This window comes from Pedobacter sp. V48 (assembly GCF_000523515.1).
Taxonomy (GTDB): domain Bacteria; phylum Bacteroidota; class Bacteroidia; order Sphingobacteriales; family Sphingobacteriaceae; genus Pedobacter.
Genome location: NZ_AWRU01000029.1, coordinates 18,642 through 31,730, shown reverse-complemented (window position 1 = coordinate 31,730; position 13,089 = coordinate 18,642). Strand labels below are relative to the sequence as shown.

The window sequence follows — 13,089 nt, the reverse complement described above, 5'->3', positions numbered from 1 at the left end:
ATATCAGAATTAACTTAAATATGGAACTTACAAAACATTTATACATCATAGGTAACGGTGTTATTGCAAAAGCTTTGGCAGTGGCTTTGGCTAGTAATGGAAGAAAAGTGACGATTTTAAGAGGTAGTACTGATGAGCAGCCAGCTTATGTGGAGAATATTGAGGTAGAAATGCAGGATGCCACATTACAGGCTGATATAATGATAAGCGCTATAAGCAATTACACTGAGTTTGACGGAATATTATTATTGACCAACAAATCCTTTGGAAACGAAAAACTGGCCGAAAAGTTAAAATTAAAAGCAAAACAATCGCCAATAATATTTCTTCAAAACGGGTTGAACATAGAAAAGCGCTTTGTTGATCTGGGTTTTACAGCACTATATAGATGTGTATTGTTGGCGACCAGTCAGTCCATCACAAAAAATAAGGTAAGACTCAGGCCAGTGGCTCCATCACCAGTAGGGGTAATTAAGGGCTCTACTGAAGAGCTAAATAGCATTGTCGAAATGCTAAATACCGCTGTTTTTTCTTTCCGTTCCGAAGCTGATATACAAACTGTTATCTGGAAAAAAGTGATCAGTAACTGTGTGTTTAATTCCATTTGTCCTTTATTAGAAGTAGACAATGGAGTGTTTCACAGGAACGATGCTGTATTGCAAATTGCGAAAACAGTAATTGAAGAGTGTTTAGCCGTTGCGAAAGAATATGGTATTCTATTAACTACAGAAGATGTGTTGCAAAACGTCCTTTCCATAAGTAAAATGTCTGACGGACAGAAAATATCGACGTATCAGGATATACTAAATAAGCGAGAAACCGAAATAGAAGCATTGAATTTTGCGGTAGCCAAAGCCGCCAGTAGATCAGGTAAAGTCAATGTTCCTGTTACAGTCTTATTGGGTGAACTGATAAAAATCAAGTCTGAATTATCTTACTAACATGGCTTTCATCTGTTAATCCGAATTCGGCCGCAATTTGCTTTAAACTGTACCTTCCACTTATCATTCTTTGTTTGATCAGTGTTCTCCGGTAATTCTGAATATACTCCCGTAAGGTTGTACCGGTATTCCTTTTAAAATATGGCCCCATATAGTCTGCTGTTATATTAAAATGCTCAGCCATAATGGGAGCCCTAAGCTGATCAGGTGAATAGATGTATTTATGTATATAGCAAAAAATCGCTTGCATATCCTTACTGCGGTTACCAAAGGGCATTAGTTCTGGCATATTTCTTTTTAAAATATGTGATAATGCGAGAATCTGCATCCAGGTCAGCTCTTCGTTATGAAGCGGTTCGCTTTTTAATGTGATCATAACATCAAATAGAAGAGCTACGGTACGTCGGTCATTGTCTGACAATTTAAAGCCTGCCAGATGTGTTTCTCTGCTTTTTATTAAGTATTCCAGGTTCTGTACGTAATTATTAGTATTACTTACATCCTGGTGGAGGTATAAATCTGTAAACTTTAAATAGACGAAATGACTGAGTATATCAATTTCAAAGTAATGAGCTTCCTCTGGTCCCAGTAAAAAGATGTCCCCATCCTTGTAGGGGATTGTTACCTGATTAATCACATGTGTTCCTGATCCCTTTTTAATATAGATTATTTCGTAATGATTATGATTATGCTCTGGATGTCGCCAACTGGAAACTTCAAAATCAGAAATCAGTAAAGGTTCAAATTGCCTGTAATGTTTCATGTCGGAAATATACAATATTATACCAGAATTATACCGTTTTTTCCGGCATAATAGGCTGAACTTTGACTAGCAGTTGATTAAACTTAAATAATAGATAACTTAATATGAAAGCGAATAGAAAAACAGCACTAGTAGTTGGAGCCAATGGAGTAATTGGAACCAATTTAATAACTTACCTGGAAGAATTGGGAACCTGGGACATTATTGGTTTGTCTAGAAGGGGAGGGACAAACAGCAAGAAAATTCGATATATAGCTGTTGATTTGCTCGATCCGGCATCGTGTATCACACAGCTCAGTTCATTGTCTGAAGTTACCCACATATTTTATGCAGCCTATCAGGATAGAGCCAGCTNNGNNNGGMAGAGCKKGTTGAACCTAACCTGGCTATGTTGGTAAATGTATTGACAGCAATTGAACCTGTGGCAGCCAATTTGGAACATGTTAGTCTGATGCAAGGATACAAGGTTTATGGTGCGCATCTAGGCCCTTTTAAAACTCCGGCAAAAGAAAGTGATGCAGGCCATATGCCTCCTGAATTTAATGTAGATCAACAGAACTTCCTTGAAAAACAACAGAAGAACAAACGTTGGACGTGGTCTGCCATTAGACCTTCAGTGGTTGGTGGAACGTCAACTGGTAATCCAATGAATCTTGCAATGGTAATTGCGGTGTTTGCGACTATTTCTAAGAAACTTGGGATTCCGTTACGTTTTCCCGGTAAACAAGGCGCTTATGATAAACTGATGGAAATGACAGATGCAGGACTTTTGGCCAAAGCTACGGTATGGGCGGCTACAAATCCACAATGTGCAAATCAGGCATTCAATATCAATAATGGCGACCTGTTTAGGTGGAATGAGCTTTGGCCTAAAATTGCTGCTTACTTTGATATGGAAGTTGCGGCGCCATTACCTATGCCCCTACAAACAGTTATGGCGGACAAAGAAGAACTCTGGAAGTCATTACAGGAGGAACATGGATTGAATTATAGTTATAAAGATTTATCCTCATGGGCATTTGGTGACTTTGTGTTCTCCTGGGACTATGATTTTTTTGCTGATGGAACAAAGGCAAGAAGAATGGGTTTTCATGAGTTTATTGATACCGAAAAAATGTTTTACGATTTGTTTGATGAAATGCGGAGGAGAAAGATAATACCAGAGATAATATAATAGTTAAATCAGATTTTGTAGTGTGGCATGCCTAATTAAGTCGGCAACATTTTTGGCTTTTAGCTTTTGCAGCAAGTTTTTTCTGTGGTTTTCTACAGTAAACTTGCTTAAAAACAACATTTCAGCAATGTCATTGGTGGTTTTGCCATCGGCAATTAACTTTAAAATTTCTTTTTCACGTACCGTAAGTTGAGCAAAATCTTGAGACTCGCTTAATTGCGGTCGGGCGATAATTTCTTTAACAATTTTACTAAAAGTTATCTGACCATTTAAAGCTTCATTGATACAGATAACAATTTCTTCTATAGATGATTCCTTAAGTAAATATCCACTGGCGCCATTGGCTAACATTTGCAAAATTGCGCTGCGCTCCTGGTAATTGCTAAATGCTAATACAACCGTATCCGGAGATATGGTTTTTATTGTTTTGCACAGATCCATTCCATTTATATCAGGAAGCATAATGTCGAGCAAAACAATTTTTGCCTTCGCTTTTTTTAAAAAAGAAATAAATTCCTCGCCTCGAGTAAAGCCACCAACAATTTCATATTCTGGTTTTTTACTTAAAAGCCTAATCAATCCCTCTATTACTATTGGATGATCATCAACAATGGCAATGGTGTTTTTACGCTGTAACATTAAGTTCTATATTGATGGAGGTGCCTCTTTTATTTCTCTCTGATAGAATTTCAATTTTGCCTTTAAGGTATTCAACCCGGCTTTTGATGTTGCTAAGGCCTATACCCTCAACCTTATCCAAATGTGTTGCATCAAAACCTTTTCCATCATCTTCAACAGTTATAAAAAACACATCTTCATTTTGTGAGCATTGCAGCAAGAGATTTTGTGCCTGGGCATGTTTCGTTGCGTTGGTAATGGCTTCTTGTATAATGCGATAAATGTTTATTTGTTCTTGAGCAAGCAGGCTGCTTTTGATGCCAAGATATTGAAAATCCACTTTTAGCGCTGCAGAAGCCGCGGATTCACATAAGTCTTTTAACAATGCCTTAAGCCCAAGTTTTAATAGCATTTCAGGCATCATGTTGTGGGATATACGTCTAAGTTCACCTATGGAAGTATCCAATTGCGTAATGATATTTTGCAGTTCAAGAGTGTTATTGCTGCCCTGTTCCTGTATATAATCTGTCAGGTTTAATTTAACTATTGCGAGCATACAGCCCAGTCCATCATGCAAGTCGCGAGCAAGCCTGTTTTGCTCATCTTCCTTGGCATTCAGCATTACCTGCACTAGTTTTATCTGCTGTTGCCTGTCAATATCTTTAAGTTCTTGCTGGTGGTTCAGATCTTTTTGTAAAGCTAATTTTTTGCTATTGCGGTAAAACAACCAGCCAAAAAAGGCAACAATAAGTAAAAATATACTGGCCAGCCCTAATAACCAATTCACTAATCGACTATTTTTTGTGGCAAGTTTTGCTTTTTCATTCTCGGCGTTAAGCGCCACAATTTTCTTTTGGTTTTCTGCCGTTCTATATTTTATTTCAAGGAGGTTTGCAGTTTCTTTTAGTTTGCTGTTACTCAAACTGTCACTCAACCCGCTATAAAGTTTTAACCATTTGTAAGCACTTTGCTTATTTTTCATGCCCTCATAACTAGTTGCCAGTCCATAGTAAATCTGCAACTTGTTTGTTTCCCACGCCATAAATTGTTTGTCCTTAACTAAAGCTAGTGCTACATTCGTTGCTCCAGGGAWATSWKSKYWWSWAWRAWRAGCNNAAARTKYTTRCAANTRGTNANWACKTTNTWKCGGCATAAGTGTTTTTGAATCTTTTTGACAAGACTACTCCCTTTTCTACTATAGCCAGTGCGCTGTCGAACTGCAAAGCAGTATTAAGGCGTAAAGCTTCGCCGGCATAATATTCTAACCACATCTCGGACTGTGGATACGGCTTAAGCAAGGTCATCATGCTGTCTAAATTTGATTTGGCCTCTTCTAACTTGCCTAATGAAATATAATTTTCTCCAATAGATTGATAAATCATGGCAAGATATTGTAGCGTATTGGCTTTTTTAAGTATTGAAACTGCTTTTGTTAAATAGATTTTTTCTTTAGTGTGCTGACCTAGATTTTTGAATCCCGCAGAAAGGAGAAAATAGTTTTTTCCTAAGACACCCAGATCGCCTGATTGTATAGCCAATGGAATTGCCTTATGCAGTATAATTTCTATAGATTCTTTGATTTCGTTTCTAAGATGATGGCGAAATGCATAACTGTGCCAGCACATTGCTCTAACCAGAAGAGCATCCTTTGTTTTGAAATTTTTTAGTGAGGCATCTGATTGCAAAAGCATTTTTTCAGCAAGTTCCGGATTTTTAGCCATCATCTGCAAAGCTTTATAATAGAAAGAGACTGCTTCCATAAAGCTATTTCCTTCGCTGTATGCTAATCCTTGTTGCAAATACTGCTCAGCTTTTGCCGTATCTGTTCTTAAGTAAAATTCTGAAAGTAGAAAACTACTTTTTGCTTTTGTTGTATTCGTCAGCTCTTTTTTTAACTGCTGAGCAAGGCTATCGGCATAATGCGCTCTATTTAATGGCATCTGCGAAAGCGCACTAAAAAAGGAAAATATCAAAAACAAGGTGTAACCGTATTTTTTCATTGTAGCGTAGATAATTAAGCTAATGTAGCTAGAATGCCTGCCTGTTATTAAGATAATCTCAAAAATAGCTGAAAACAGCTATAAGTAGAATATTAAAGCTTAAATTTGCAGCTTTAAATAGATTCATGATTAAATTATTCGTAGTGGGTTATCCACTTGATATACAGGAAGCTGAACTGATTGAGATATTCAGCATCCACGGAATGTTGCACAGTGTGCATTTATTGACCGATAAAGTAACCCACAGACATAAAGGCTTTGGCTTTATAGAAATGGTAGATCAGGCAGGTGCCGATAGGGCAATTGCAGCCATAAATGGTATGGTTTTAAAAGGCAGAAAGATAAGTGTTAAACTGGCTGATGAGAATAGAGCAGAGAAGCCAAGAACTTTTAAACCCAATAGATTCCACTCTGAAGAAGGACAAAGTAATGCAAGTAGTGGAGAGCAGTTTAAAAATAAGCGCCCTAGAAAATTAGTATCGAATACATTCAGGGCCGAGAAGTAAACGATATTTCTTAAATTAGTAGGTATGGACTACCTGCAGAAAATAATCGGTGATATTGAATGCCATGATGTGGAAGGGATCAGATCATGTTTTCAACATGGAGTTCATCCCAACGATATCTTTAAAGGTTATCCCTTAATCTATGAACTTACCAGCGAATACACCAGAACAGATCGCTTTAAAACATGTGTTAAAGTATTTATCGATTATGGACTGGAGTTTAATGATCCGTCGCTTCTAGCCGTCCTCTCAGATGATGCCCAGGCTTTAGCTCAACATTTGACCACAGACCCCGGCGCACTTAACCGACCAGTTAATTTACAGTGTGCTTACACGCCTTTACATGAGGTCAGCCTGCTTCATGTCTGTGCTGAGTTTAATCATCTTTCCTGTGCAGAAGTTCTGGTGAGCAATGGAGCAGACGTAAATGCAAAAGCAGGGACTGATGAACATGGTTTTGGCGGACAAAGCCCTATTTTTCATACCGTAAATCAAAATTCCAACCATTCCGCTTCGCTATTGGACTATTTGCTATCGGAATCTGCGGATCTTAACACTACTGTGAAAGGGTTGATTTGGGGTAAAGGTTATCCATGGGAGACACTTATTCCAGCAGTAAACCCAATCAGTTACGGTATGATGGGGCTTTTACCTCAAATGCATAGGGATGAGAGAACCATCACAGTTGTTATATCCAAGTTAATGAAGACGGCTTTTGGAATTGACTATATGCCGGTAAACGTGCCGTGTGCTTATTTGAAATAATCAAAATTTAATTTTCCCGTTGTCGGGATAATTAATACATTTGGTTATATAGAAACCAAAAAGGTAACCAAACTTATGACAAACAATAAATTATATGCTCCGCTATTTCTATTTCTCCTGATCACCACCTTTAATCTCGCCAATGCACAAACGAAAATAGGCGTAAGAACTGGTGTGAATTTTTCAAACGCAATTATGAAAGATGAACAGGGAAATAAGGGTGAAACCGAATCAATTCCAGGTTTTCACTTAGGGCTTACAGTTGACGTTCCTATAGCTGGTTATTTTTATGTTCAGTCTGCTGTCTTGTACTCCTCTAAAGGGTTTAGACAAAAGGGAGAGGGCTTCGGCTATAGTGATGATTTTAAAGTTACCGTTTCTTATATAGAAGTACCTGTTAATTTACTTTATAAACCCAAGTTGGGAACGGGGAATTTAATACTTGGCGCAGGAGGTTATTTGGGATATGGAACAGGAGGGAAGTGGAGGTCCGCATCTGGTGTTTTAATTGGGGATATCCAAATTGGAGATARYGSMRAGKWKWTCTTCAAAAACGATGCAGAGAAGGGTGAATTTGGATCTTATTTGTATGGAAAGCCCCTGGATTACGGGGCTATTTTTTTAGCTGGTTACGAGCTTTTTAATAAATATTCTGTCCAATTCAATAGTGAAATAGGACTGGCAAATTTGCAAACAACGTATAGCGGGATAAAACGGAAAGGTAAAATGAAAAATACCGGATTTAGTATTTCACTCGGGTATAAGTTCTGATAAAGGTTTTCTATTATCTATGACTGAATCTTATTACTGTAAGCGTATTCTAAAACCAGGCTTATTGCTTCTTTGATTCTTTTCATTCCTTCTGGTTTATTGATGTCAATTTCACAAAAAAGGCTGTCGGTAGTTTTGGCGTGAAGTACCATATAATAAATGCCTGCTACCAATAAACCTGCAATTGCCCTAAGATCAACATTATTTCCTTTCAGCTCCTTGTCGGTCAATGCAAAGAATGTAGAACTAAGCTGTTCTCTTTCTTCGCATACCTGATACATGATCTGGCTTCTTTGGCTAATTTGCCAAAGTACAATCTTCTGCATTTCTTCATTCCTATAGAAGTAGTCTAATTGATTGATTAGTAGGTTTTCCAGTATTTGTTTCGTGTCTTTCCCTTGGTTATTTTCGATCATGTTACCTGCATTGCCCGCTGCTGCTACCCAATAGTCCTTACTTTTTACATAAATTTCAATCAGGTTATCAACAGAACCAAAATAAAGTGTAATTAGTTTACGGTCCAATCCTGCAGTTTTTGAAATGTTTGTAACGGTTAATCCGGTATATCCTTTGTCTTGGATTACAATTCCAACAGCCTGGATCAATTTCTGCTTTGATCTATCCTTATCGTTTAATGCTCCCTGGTATCTTTTCTTTTCCATAACAAACTTATTGTAGTGGCTAAATTATGGAGAAAGTCTGAGTTTTACATTCTTACTATTTCAACATGCTAGCAGTGTTTCATTATAAAAGGTCAAATTACCTGCAGAGATATCGTACATAGCAGGTATGATCTTTATTTCTCTGCTGTCCACGCGTTGTCGTATAATGCTGCTCTGTTCAAGTATTTGCTGTACAGAACGGTAAACATTAAGTAAAGAAACCTTATTCACAAAAGATTCATTATGGCCTGTTCTGTTGCTTATTTCTGTAAATTCTTGTGAGATACAGACTTTTACTTCCCTTAGCAAGCCTGAAAGATTTTCCATCATCACATCGTCGCAAGCACTCCTTACCGCCCCACAATTGGTGTGACCCATTACTACAATCAGTTTTGAACCTGCCGTAGCTATTGTATATTCCAACGATCCTAACACATGTGGAGATATGACATTGCCTGCAATGCGAATGTTAAAAATATCACCAATACTCTGGTCAAGAATCAATTCAGTTGGAACCCTGGAATCCATGCAGCTCAATATTGCTGCAAACGGCTTTGGATTATCTTTTGTTTCCTGTACTTTCTGTAGCAAGTTTCGATGTTTACTGCGTCCATTAAWMMAMMTTTMAWRKNNAWCYKWNARWAATTGTAAGGCAATATCCGGAGTCATTTCAGCCTTGTAATTTATATTGGTATCCATAAGTTCAAGTGATTAAGGTTTATTATTCGCTGGCTTTCCCTTTTTCTTGCTGTATCATTTGCATCAATTGCAGACCCATTAAGCCGCTTAGGCTGCCATCGCTGCCATTGCCACCACTTACAATTAAATCTGGGATGATTTTAATTTTTCCTTTTCCAATTTCTTCGGTTATTTTAAATTTGGTAAAGTTGTCGCCTCCCATGGCTTTTACCTGCAAGTCGTAAGCATCAGCTGTAGATTTACCTATGGCCATAATTTTTTCTGCTTCGGCCAATCCTGTTTTGGCTATTTTCTCTGCATCGGCAGTAGCATTAAGTTTGGTAGCTTCGGCTTGTGCACCAGCACGGGCTTTAGTTGCTTCAGCTTCTGCGTTTGCACGCATTTTAGTTGCAGTAGCTTCAGCATCAACCTGTAGTTTTAAACTATTGGCATCACCTTCTGCCTTTTTTACCGTTGCATCAGCTGTGCGCTGAGCAATTTCAACACTTTGCTGTGCTTTTACAATTTCCTTTTGCATATCTGCAATTGCAGTTTCTTTCTCCATGCCCTGGCGCTGTTCCTGCGCCATTTTCTGTGTCTGATAAGTTTTTTGTTCCTCTTCTGCAATCTTACGGTCGGTAAGGGTTTTCATCAATGCTTCCGGTGGATGAATATCTCCTATTAAAGTATCTACAGCATTCACATTGTAATCGTCCAATACAGCTTTAATGTGTTCCTTTGCCGATTGTTGTCTTTCTTTACGGGTAATCAGAAAGCTGATAACATCGCTGTCTTGTGCAGAATTTCGAAAATAATTGCCAATAGTAGGCTCTAGTACCTGACTGACTAAATTACTCATGCTACCGAAACGGGCTATTACTTTGGGTGCCTCGGTTGCGGGAATATGAATGATCTGAGATACATCTAAATTGAAAGGGAAGCCATCTCTGGAGCGGACAGTGATAGTACTGAGGTTTTTATCTAACTCATGAGATTCGTTCCTGGCGTTAGCCCAGTTCAATACCAGATTAGTGGTAGGCACTAGTTCCACCTTCATAATGTATTTGTTGAATGGGTATTTACCAGGACCATAAGCTTCCATCCATACCCCACGCTGGCCTTTGCTTACAATATTACCATGCTTGAAACTCTCTCCGGTTAAATCTTTACCGTCTTCACCGATGTAGCTGATCACAACGCCAACGAAACCAATAGGCACGTCGGTCATTGGTATTTCTTCTATCTGAATGGCCCAGGGATTAATATTGTAACTACCTGCTAAAATAATTGATGGCTGCAAACCACGGTTACCATCATTTTTCAGAAAAACATCAATATCCTGAAAATTATTGTGACCAGTAATTTGCTTTCCCGCAATTTGTCCGCTTTCAATTGGATGCCCGTCAAGTGTGGTTACGATACCTACCATATTTTCATGAATGATAACCATGTCGGCAATTGTAACAGTAAAGGCAAACAAGTTGATACGATAAGTACCTGCGGTGATATAAGAGGTTTGTCGACCTTTTTGTCCATTGTTGTTTAAAAATTTCTCTGCATCCTGAAAATTATCCGATTCTACTCTTCGGGCAAGGATTGCGCCTGTTGGTATTTCAGCACCATCATTGGCGAGGATTAGTCCTATTTTACCTTCGGGTATAATGGTGAACCCATGCATGTTCACATTGTATTGCCAAGGCCACATGCCCCAGTAAAGTCCGGGAGCCAGTGCTTTTGCCTGAAAACCTGCTTCCCCCTTGGTCGCAATAATACGTCCGTCAGGTAATTCTTTATTGCTGCCGAAAAGCACAAATTTCTTGGTAACAAGACCTACCTTGTTTTCAGGTACGATGACCATACCCAGGAAAACCCTTAGTATGAATTTGTAAAATAGGAGGGTGAACAGGATAGCGAAGACCCACCAGTAGATGAAAAAGATTTGAGAATAGTCCATGATCAATTAGTTTTAGGTGTGAGATATAATTTGATATTTATCATATAATTCATTGACTTCATTTAAAACAAACTTCTCTATATATGAAAATATAAAAGTCTTATATACGTGTTATTTGGTATTATTTTTATCTTATATTCGTATTATGAATAAAGAAGATCTGCTACATCTGGAGAAGCTAATGAATTTTTTAGCCAGTAATTTTCTAAAGAAGAAGACATGGAAAGATGTCTCTAAGTCTGAATGGACTTACATTGTAGAAGAATTGAATGGGTTGTTACAGAACCGTAACAGAAAACAGAAAGTAAAAAAAGGAACCGATTTATTTGGAGCAAATTATTTGTATGAACATCTTATTATTAATAAACTAAAAGCATATGAAAATCGGAAAGACCTCACAGGATCCAGTAAACCGAACCTTAGTAAACTAAGTCGGATAGTGCAGGTATTAGGCTATGATAACTACATCGATTTTATTAATTCGCACAACGAGGCATTTAGTTTTAACGATTTAAAAATTGATATCCCTAAGGTTATGGTTAACTACAAGTTATTGGACGAGTTGGTAGGATTATGGTATTCTTTTAACCGTAACTTACCTGATAACCCGGAAGAAATTAATGAAGAAAGAATCTGGCGTTCGTCAGTTGAAATTTATAAATCTGAATCTTCGGGCGAATACCTGATAGAGAGAAGTGGGGGAGATAATCATAAGTATTATGGAAAAGTAACTTCTTATGCAGATTACATTTTCATTATCATGAACAGTAATACTTTTATCAGACAGCGACACTTTATTTCACGCTTGAAAGATATTAATGAGAAATTAAAGCAACCGAACTATAGGATAGAGGAAATGCATTTTATCAGTACCTGCATTAGTTTCAATCAGGAGCCGATTGCCTTATTTGAAATTTTTCAAAAAGTATCTAGTACAAAAAACTACGTGGCGGACTCTATAAGTTTTCCAATAGAAAGTGAAGAGCTTCCGGCAGGAGTTGTTGCTTATTTAAAGGACACCGAAGGGAATAGAATTAATTATAAGTAGAGTCTAAACATAAGCGGTCATTGCTTGTTTATGATATATGGAAAATGTAATTCAAAAGGAGTGGGATATTGTTGAAAATAAACTGCACAAAATATTAATATTCAAAGATTTTAGAGAAGCTTTCGCTTTTATGGTTAAGGTAGCATTTGTAGCAGAGAAGAATAATCATCATCCCAAATGGTGTAATGAATGGAATAAATTGGAATTTTGGCTAAGTACTCATGATGCAGGTGATACTATTACTGAAAAGGATAGGAACCTTGCTAAGCAGATTGATGAATTGTTAAAAGTATAAACCACATAGAATGAATTTCAAAAAATTTGTGCTTCTGTTGCTCTTATCAGCTTGCTCTCTATTTTGTGCTGCTCAGGATTATATATTCTTTCTTCACAATAAATTCGCTGAAGACCACCCGCTTACAGAAGTACATCCTGAATATGGAAAAACGGAATATCTGGAGGTTTTAAATAAATTTAAACAAGCAGGATTTCAAGTGATTAGTGAAAAAAGGGCTCCCAATACAGATGTAGGGATCTATACAAAAAAAGTTGTCCAGCAAGTAGATAGTTTATTGAAATTAGGTATTAAATCAGATCATATTACAGTTATTGGTACTTCAAAAGGAGGGTATATTGCGCAATATGTATCCAGTACTTTAAAAAATCCAAATCTTAATTTTGTATTTATTGGTTGTTACAGAGATAAGGATTTAACCTCTTTCCCTGGAATTAATTTTTGTGGAAATATTTTAACCATCTATGAGCGATCGGACGAATATGGAGTTTCTGCCATTAAAAGGAAAGAAACATCTAATTTAAAGGTTTCAAATTTTAAAGAAATAGAGCTAAACACAGGTCTGAAACATGGTTTTTTATTTAAGCCTATGCCAGAATGGATCGACCCATGTATTAAATGGGCCAGACGTAATTATAAGTAGCTAAAATTTTAGCAAATAATCTGTTTATTTAGTATATTAGTATATCAAAAGTTTTTTATGAAAAAGCAGGATGTAACTGCTCTAAGTGAGCCGGTTGAAATGATAAAAGACGAAGTGATTCTGACTACTGAAAGGGATATCGAAACATTCTTTAATGCATTGATGTATCCCCCAGACCCTCTAAAAGATTTTTCAAAACTGGTAGACTATTATGATCAGATTCTTCATCAGGTTCATAAGAATCTGGTTATTTGATTAGCTCAGACTGTAC

Annotated in this window: 14 protein-coding genes and 2 pseudogenes; 10 read left to right on the top strand and 6 right to left on the bottom strand. The window is 37.3% G+C overall.

From position 1 onward, the window contains the following. Positions 1–20: 20 nt before the first annotated feature. On the top strand, positions 21–941 hold the full coding sequence (locus N824_RS19620) for a ketopantoate reductase family protein (RefSeq protein WP_048906851.1): 921 nt from the start codon (positions 21–23) through the stop codon (positions 939–941). Here the strand turns inward: N824_RS19620 and N824_RS19615 are convergent. Beyond that, a complete protein-coding gene (locus N824_RS19615; RefSeq protein ID WP_048906850.1) occupies positions 919–1,704 on the bottom strand; it encodes an AraC family transcriptional regulator in 786 nt (261 codons plus the stop codon). The two genes, N824_RS19620 and N824_RS19615, sit on opposite strands and share 23 nt — an antisense overlap. Positions 1,705–1,808: 104 nt before the next feature. Between N824_RS19615 and N824_RS33195 the strand changes: the two are divergent. Next, positions 1,809–2,102 (top strand): annotated as a pseudogene (locus N824_RS33195) (NAD-dependent epimerase/dehydratase family protein). Next, positions 2,093–2,878, top strand: a complete 786-nt coding sequence (locus N824_RS19610; RefSeq protein WP_200869915.1) for an SDR family oxidoreductase — start codon at positions 2,093–2,095, stop codon at positions 2,876–2,878. The pseudogene N824_RS33195 and the gene N824_RS19610 overlap by 10 nt, the downstream one beginning before the upstream one ends. A 3-nt stretch (positions 2,879–2,881) precedes the next feature. Here the strand turns inward: N824_RS19610 and N824_RS19605 are convergent, their stop codons facing one another. Together N824_RS19605 and N824_RS19600 are read right to left on the bottom strand one after the other, a co-directional pair. After that, positions 2,882–3,517 carry a response regulator transcription factor gene (locus tag N824_RS19605; RefSeq protein WP_048906849.1) on the bottom strand — a complete coding sequence of 212 codons (636 nt, stop codon included), beginning with the start codon at positions 3,515–3,517 and terminating at the stop codon, positions 2,882–2,884. Beyond that, the gene (locus N824_RS19600; RefSeq protein WP_161662341.1) at positions 3,504–4,538 is read right to left on the bottom strand and encodes a sensor histidine kinase; all 1,035 of its coding nucleotides are present in this window, start codon (positions 4,536–4,538) and stop codon (positions 3,504–3,506) included. The genes N824_RS19605 and N824_RS19600 overlap by 14 nt, the downstream gene beginning before the upstream one ends. Positions 4,539–5,621: 1,083 nt before the next feature. Between N824_RS19600 and N824_RS19590 the strand changes: the two genes are divergently transcribed. The 3 genes and pseudogenes from N824_RS19590 (at position 5,622) to N824_RS19580 (ending at position 7,538) form a co-directional block, all read left to right on the top strand. Continuing rightward, a complete protein-coding gene (locus N824_RS19590; RefSeq protein ID WP_048906846.1) occupies positions 5,622–6,002 on the top strand; it encodes a hypothetical protein in 381 nt (126 codons plus the stop codon). Between the two features lie 24 nt (positions 6,003–6,026). Then, a complete protein-coding gene (locus N824_RS19585) occupies positions 6,027–6,767 on the top strand; it encodes an ankyrin repeat domain-containing protein (RefSeq protein WP_048906845.1) in 741 nt (246 codons plus the stop codon). Between the two features lie 75 nt (positions 6,768–6,842). Beyond that, positions 6,843–7,538 (top strand): annotated as a pseudogene (locus N824_RS19580) (outer membrane beta-barrel protein). 17 nt (positions 7,539–7,555) lie between these two features. Here the strand turns inward: N824_RS19580 and N824_RS19575 are convergent. From N824_RS19575 to N824_RS19565, 3 genes are all read right to left on the bottom strand, one after another. Continuing rightward, a complete protein-coding gene (locus N824_RS19575) occupies positions 7,556–8,200 on the bottom strand; it encodes a TetR/AcrR family transcriptional regulator (RefSeq protein WP_048906843.1) in 645 nt (214 codons plus the stop codon). Positions 8,201–8,260: 60 nt separating this feature from the next. Further along, complete coding sequence (locus tag N824_RS19570) at positions 8,261–8,791, bottom strand: carbonic anhydrase (RefSeq protein ID WP_161662340.1); 531 nt, start codon at positions 8,789–8,791, stop codon at positions 8,261–8,263. Positions 8,792–8,921: 130 nt separating this feature from the next. Further along, positions 8,922–10,832, bottom strand: coding sequence for an SPFH domain-containing protein (locus N824_RS19565; protein WP_048906842.1), 1,911 nt, complete (start codon positions 10,830–10,832; stop codon positions 8,922–8,924). 145 nt (positions 10,833–10,977) lie between these two features. Between N824_RS19565 and N824_RS19560 the strand changes: the two genes are divergently transcribed. The 4 genes from N824_RS19560 to N824_RS19545 are packed head-to-tail and all read left to right on the top strand — an operon-like array spanning position 10,978 to position 13,073. Continuing rightward, positions 10,978–11,880 (top strand): hypothetical protein, encoded by a 903-nt coding sequence (locus tag N824_RS19560; protein ID WP_048906841.1) that lies wholly within the window; start codon positions 10,978–10,980, stop codon positions 11,878–11,880. Between the two features lie 37 nt (positions 11,881–11,917). Continuing rightward, positions 11,918–12,175 carry a 4a-hydroxytetrahydrobiopterin dehydratase gene (locus N824_RS19555; protein ID WP_048906840.1) on the top strand — a complete coding sequence of 86 codons (258 nt, stop codon included), beginning with the start codon at positions 11,918–11,920 and terminating at the stop codon, positions 12,173–12,175. A gap of 10 nt (positions 12,176–12,185) precedes the next feature. Continuing rightward, the gene (locus tag N824_RS19550; RefSeq protein ID WP_052334223.1) at positions 12,186–12,818 is read left to right on the top strand and encodes a hypothetical protein; all 633 of its coding nucleotides are present in this window, start codon (positions 12,186–12,188) and stop codon (positions 12,816–12,818) included. Positions 12,819–12,875: 57 nt separating this feature from the next. Continuing rightward, entirely contained in the window at positions 12,876–13,073 is a 198-nt protein-coding gene (locus tag N824_RS19545; protein WP_048906839.1) for a hypothetical protein, read from the top strand. The last annotated feature ends 16 nt before the right edge of the window (positions 13,074–13,089 follow it).

Coding starts and splice junctions, on each gene's coding strand:
- N824_RS19575 (WP_048906843.1), bottom strand. CDS start 8,200: ATGGAAAAGAAAAGATACCAGGGAGCATTAAACGATAAGGATAGATCA.
- N824_RS19620 (WP_048906851.1), top strand. CDS start 21: ATGGAACTTACAAAACATTTATACATCATAGGTAACGGTGTTATTGCA.
- N824_RS19605 (WP_048906849.1), bottom strand. CDS start 3,517: ATGTTACAGCGTAAAAACACCATTGCCATTGTTGATGATCATCCAATA.
- N824_RS19555 (WP_048906840.1), top strand. CDS start 11,918: ATGGAAAATGTAATTCAAAAGGAGTGGGATATTGTTGAAAATAAACTG.
- N824_RS19550 (WP_052334223.1), top strand. CDS start 12,186: ATGAATTTCAAAAAATTTGTGCTTCTGTTGCTCTTATCAGCTTGCTCT.
- N824_RS19600 (WP_161662341.1), bottom strand. CDS start 4,538: ATGGCGTGGGAAACAAACAAGTTGCAGATTTACTATGGACTGGCAACT.
- N824_RS19590 (WP_048906846.1), top strand. CDS start 5,622: ATGATTAAATTATTCGTAGTGGGTTATCCACTTGATATACAGGAAGCT.
- N824_RS19615 (WP_048906850.1), bottom strand. CDS start 1,704: ATGAAACATTACAGGCAATTTGAACCTTTACTGATTTCTGATTTTGAA.
- N824_RS19610 (WP_200869915.1), top strand. CDS start 2,093: ATGTTGGTAAATGTATTGACAGCAATTGAACCTGTGGCAGCCAATTTG.
- N824_RS19545 (WP_048906839.1), top strand. CDS start 12,876: ATGAAAAAGCAGGATGTAACTGCTCTAAGTGAGCCGGTTGAAATGATA.
- N824_RS19585 (WP_048906845.1), top strand. CDS start 6,027: ATGGACTACCTGCAGAAAATAATCGGTGATATTGAATGCCATGATGTG.
- N824_RS19565 (WP_048906842.1), bottom strand. CDS start 10,832: ATGGACTATTCTCAAATCTTTTTCATCTACTGGTGGGTCTTCGCTATC.
- N824_RS19560 (WP_048906841.1), top strand. CDS start 10,978: ATGAATAAAGAAGATCTGCTACATCTGGAGAAGCTAATGAATTTTTTA.